This window comes from Altererythrobacter sp. C41 (genome assembly GCF_016803135.1).
Lineage (GTDB): Bacteria > Pseudomonadota > Alphaproteobacteria > Sphingomonadales > Sphingomonadaceae > Pelagerythrobacter.
This window is the reverse complement of record NZ_JAEVFE010000019.1, coordinates 1-4,029: the sequence shown is the minus strand read 5'-3', so window position 1 is coordinate 4,029 and position 4,029 is coordinate 1. Positions and strand designations below refer to the sequence as shown.

The window sequence follows — 4,029 nt, the reverse complement described above, 5'->3', positions numbered from 1 at the left end:
GCCCCCCCCCCCCTCGGGGGGGGGGGGGGGGGGGGGGGGGCCCCCCCCCCTCGCGTGCCACGGTCGCGGTTCGCCCTGCCCCCTCTCCCAACCCTCTCCCCTGAAGGGGAGAGGGCTTCGCCAGCACCGAATCGAGCGCCGCCGCCAGCACGTCCGGCTTGAGCACCATGCCCGCCCCGCCCCCGGCCGGCGTGTCGTCCACCGTCCGATGCCGATCGGTCGCGAAGTCGCGGATCTGCACCGTCTCGCAGGCCCAGTCCCCCCGCTCCAGCGCCCGCCCGGCCAGCGAAATGCCGAGCGGCCCGGGAAACATCTCGGGATAGAGCGTCAGGATGGTGGCGGCGAAGGTCATGCGCTGCGCCCGACCAGAACGCGGCGGCTGAACCGATACCCCAGAGGCCAGCCGATCATCGTCGCCACAAAGGATATTCCGGCGATGATCAGCAATCCCTGCGCCGCCGCTCCGCCGGTCCCATCATCGGATAGGAACGACGCCATCACGACGAGCATGAGAAAAACCGGCACCACCCCCGACGCCATCATCGACAGACTCTCGACGCTCATCTCGCGGAAAATCCGGCGAAAGCCGAGCGCAGCAGGAACCGAGATCAATGCCGAAACCACGGCGATCACAAGGCCGAAGATCACGATGAGGGCAAGATAGACCAGCATCGGCACCGCCTAGCGCGGAGGGGAGCGCATTGCCATCCCGCGCGTTGGAGCGTTCGATGGACACCGATACCGACGACTGCATCATCATCGGCGCCGGGCCCGCCGGGCTAACCGCCGCGATCTATCTTGCGCGCTACCACCTCTCGATCCGGCTGTTCGACTCCGGCACCAGCCGCGCGGCGTGGATACCGTGCACCCACAATCACGCGGGCTTTCCCGAGGGCATCGAAGGCAAGGAACTGCTGCGCCGGATGCGCGAGCAGGCGCGCAAGTACGGCGCCCTGCGCGAGGAGAAACAGGTCGAGCATCTGGCGAAGGCGGGCGAGCACTTCACCGTCGGCACCGACAGCGGCACTTATACTGCACGCACCGTCCTGCTCGCCACCGGCGTCGTCAACCGCCGCCCCGATGCGCTGGCGGAGGACATTCACGATGAAGCGCTCTCGCGCGGCCTGCTCCGCTATTGCCCGGTCTGCGACGGCTACGAAGTCACCGATCGCCGCGTGGCGGTGATCGGCAGCGGCAAGCACGGGACTACCGAGGCGTTGTTTCTGCGCGGTTATACGGCCGACCTGACGCTGGTCAGCCCGCACGGCGACCACGATCTCGACCGCGAATGCTCGGCGCAGCTCGAGGAGGCGGGGATCGCCCGCGTCGCCGGCCCCTGCGGCGGCTTCGCGATCGAGGGCGAGCGGCTGGCGTTCGACACCGCCGACGTGCGCATGGCGTTCGACAGCGTCTATCCCGCGCTCGGCACGACCGTCCGCTCCGAACTGGCCCAGCTCGCCGGGGCGGAGACGAGCGAGGACGGCTGCATCGTGGTCGATGAACACCTGGAAACCGCCGTCCCCGGCCTCTTCGCCGCCGGCGACGTCGTGGTCGGTCTCGACCAGATCAGCCACGCCATGGGCCAGGCCGGCGTCGCCGCCACCACGATCCGCAACCACCTCGCGAAAGAACGGCCGATCCGGCGGTAGAGAGCTTCAGACGGGTCTAACGCGGTCGCGCAGAGTTCACTTACGGCCGCTGAACCATCCAGCTAGGGCCCTCCAGAACCGCGCTTCCCACACCATCAACCGCGCGATGAGGGGAGGGACCGCGAAATCGCGTTCGAGCCGCTGCGGATCCGCGTCACGAGCAAACGCTGCGCGGATCACGAGCATCATCACGCCAAGCTCGAATACGATCACGACGCCGACGAGCCCCCCGTGTAGCTTTGCGAGATGCAGCAGAGCCTGCTGGCTCTCTGCGGGGACCAGATAGCGCGAGAGCCACAGACCCAGACCGGCGATCGCGACGGTGCGGATCAGCAGCGCACGGCGCGACAGCGCTTTACGATAGACGATCAGATGGAGCGCCGGGAGAAACACGCACAGGTCGAACAGGACGGCCCATTCGGCGCGGGGATACTCATTCCACGGCAAAGTGAAGACGAAAGCCGCTTCGATCGCCACCACCAGCGGCATGGCGATCCAGAAATACCAGTGCCGCAGAACGCCGTTCAGGAAACTTCGCGATGCCATTCGTCTTCTCCCCCCGTGCGACACGAACTATATCACGGTCGCCCCCTTGGCCACCATCGCTATTCCGGGGGAGTCAGTAACGGCTCGGGCAGCAGGTCCAGGTCGCGCGCCAGCTCCTCGCGGATCCATTCGCGGAAGCGCTCGATCTTGCGTACGCCGATCCGGCTCGCCGGGTGGACGATCCAGTTCGCGCCGCCCGGCAGATAGAGCGTGTCGAAGGGCTGCACGAGCCGGCCGCTTTCGAGCTCGGCGCGCCACAGCAGCGGCGTCATCAGCGCGACGCCGAACCCGGCCTGCACGGCGTTGGCTTCCTGCGACTGGCTGTCGAACACGATACCCCGGCGCGGCTCCGGCGCTTCGCCCACGCCGGCGGCGGCGAACCAGCCCGCCCACCACGGATCGTTGGGGCCCAGCCGCTCGACCCCCAGCAAGTCCTCGGGCCGCCGTATTTCATGCCGTTCGAGGAACGGGGGCGAGCAGATCGGGGTGACGTGTGCGCGGTACAGGAACTCGCTTCGCAGGCCTTCCCACTTCCCCGACCCGATCCGGATCGCCAGATCGAAATCGTCCCGCGCGAAGTCGACCAGACCGTTGCTGAGCGAGAGCCGCACCGCGAGGTCCGGAAAACGCAACTGGAAGCCGCCGATGCGCGCCGAGAGCCAGGTGGCGCCGAAGGAAACGGGGGCGCTGATCGCCAGCACGCCGGCGGCCTCCTCGTGCAGGCCGGCGAAGGCCTGGCGCAGTTCGGCGAAGGCGCCGGTGACCGCGGGCAGCAAGCGCCGCCCGGCATCGGACAGCCGCACGCCGCCCTTCTCGCGGATGAAGAGCTGCTGGCCGATTCGCTGCTCGAGCTGGCGGATCTGATAGCTGACCGCAGCCTGGGTCATGCCCAGTTCCTCGCCCGCGCGGGAGAAATGCTCGAGCCGGCCGGCTGCTTCGAACGCGCGGATCGCGGAAAGGGGCGGCAGGTTCTCCATCGCGCGGATCATAAGGACATCTTATGATCCTCTCCAGCCCTTTTGTTGGTCTTTGTCGCTCTCCCAAGCCATTTTCAGGGCATCGAAGGAAAGGGCAGACCAATGCAGGACGAATTCCTCATGCGCCTCTGGAACGGCGACCACGAGCGCGCTTCGCACGACTTCACGCGGCGCCTGCGCGCACCTGCAACAAAGCGCTCCGCGCGCCGGATGCCAAAAGCCAGGCTTTTTGGAGAGACCGCCTCGAAACGGTGCGGCTGACGCCGGATTACTCGGCCCGAACTATTCGGCGAAGTCGCGGCTCACGACCAGCCGCTCGTCGTTCCACTCGGGCACGGCGGCCTCGATCAGGGGCACGAGGAAGCGCTTCCCATCGGGCTTTTCGATTTCGACCAGGTCGGTGGCACCGTAGTTCTCTACCGCGACGATCGTGCCGACCGGTTCGCCCGCGTCGGTCACCGCGGGCAGGCCGATCAGGTCGGCGTGATAGTATTCGCCCTCCTCCAGCGGAGGGAGCACGGCCCGCGGCACGGTGAGCGTGGTGCCGCGCAGCTTCTCGGCCGCCGAGCGGTCGGCCACTTCGGCGAACCGGGCGATCGCGCCGCCCTTGTTGTCGCTGCGGATCTTGGAGAGCGTCAGCGCGCCGCCGTTGAAGGCCTTGTGCGCCTTCAGGCTTTCCAGCCCTTCGCCGAAGAGCTTGAGGCGGACTTCGCCCGCCACCCCATGCGCGCCGATGACGACGGCGAGCGTGATAGCCCTCTCCCCTTCAGGGGAGAGGGTTGGGAGAGGGGGAGTGGCGGACTGCGCCCGTGGCGCGCGTCCCCCTCTCCCCGACCCTCTCCCCTGAAGGGGAGAGG

6 protein-coding genes and 1 pseudogene are annotated in these 4,029 nt (G+C 67.9%); 2 read left to right on the top strand and 5 right to left on the bottom strand.

Annotated features, from left to right (window positions below; translation table 11 throughout):
* Together JNO53_RS15190 and JNO53_RS15185 are read right to left on the bottom strand one after the other, a co-directional pair.
* Nucleotides 1-352, bottom strand: a pseudogene (locus JNO53_RS15190) (tRNA (guanosine(37)-N1)-methyltransferase TrmD); the annotation flags it as partial.
* Nucleotides 349-672, bottom strand: coding sequence for a hypothetical protein (locus tag JNO53_RS15185; RefSeq protein WP_203113592.1), 324 nt, complete (start codon nt 670-672; stop codon nt 349-351). The pseudogene JNO53_RS15190 and the gene JNO53_RS15185, both read right to left, overlap by 4 nt.
* Before the next feature lie 56 nt (nt 673-728).
* Between JNO53_RS15185 and JNO53_RS15180 the strand changes: the two genes are divergently transcribed.
* Nucleotides 729-1,649, top strand: a complete 921-nt coding sequence (locus tag JNO53_RS15180; RefSeq protein ID WP_203113589.1) for an NAD(P)/FAD-dependent oxidoreductase — start codon at nt 729-731, stop codon at nt 1,647-1,649.
* A gap of 36 nt (nt 1,650-1,685) precedes the next feature.
* Here JNO53_RS15180 and JNO53_RS15175 read toward each other — a convergent pair whose 3' ends face one another.
* Nucleotides 1,686-2,195: a hypothetical protein gene (locus tag JNO53_RS15175; protein ID WP_203113586.1), complete on the bottom strand. Its 510-nt coding sequence runs from the start codon at nt 2,193-2,195 to the stop codon at nt 1,686-1,688.
* 59 nt (nt 2,196-2,254) lie between these two features.
* Nucleotides 2,255-3,184, bottom strand: coding sequence for a LysR substrate-binding domain-containing protein (locus JNO53_RS15170; protein ID WP_238401979.1), 930 nt, complete (start codon nt 3,182-3,184; stop codon nt 2,255-2,257).
* A gap of 90 nt (nt 3,185-3,274) precedes the next feature.
* Here JNO53_RS15170 and JNO53_RS15165 point away from each other — a divergent pair, with 90 nt between their 5' ends.
* The gene (locus tag JNO53_RS15165; RefSeq protein WP_203113584.1) at nt 3,275-3,433 is read left to right on the top strand and encodes a hypothetical protein; all 159 of its coding nucleotides are present in this window, start codon (nt 3,275-3,277) and stop codon (nt 3,431-3,433) included.
* Between the two features lie 21 nt (nt 3,434-3,454).
* Here JNO53_RS15165 and rimM read toward each other — a convergent pair whose 3' ends face one another.
* Nucleotides 3,455-3,925 (bottom strand): ribosome maturation factor RimM, encoded by a 471-nt coding sequence (gene rimM, locus JNO53_RS15160; protein ID WP_203113595.1) that lies wholly within the window; start codon nt 3,923-3,925, stop codon nt 3,455-3,457.
* Nucleotides 3,926-4,029 lie beyond the last annotated feature (104 nt).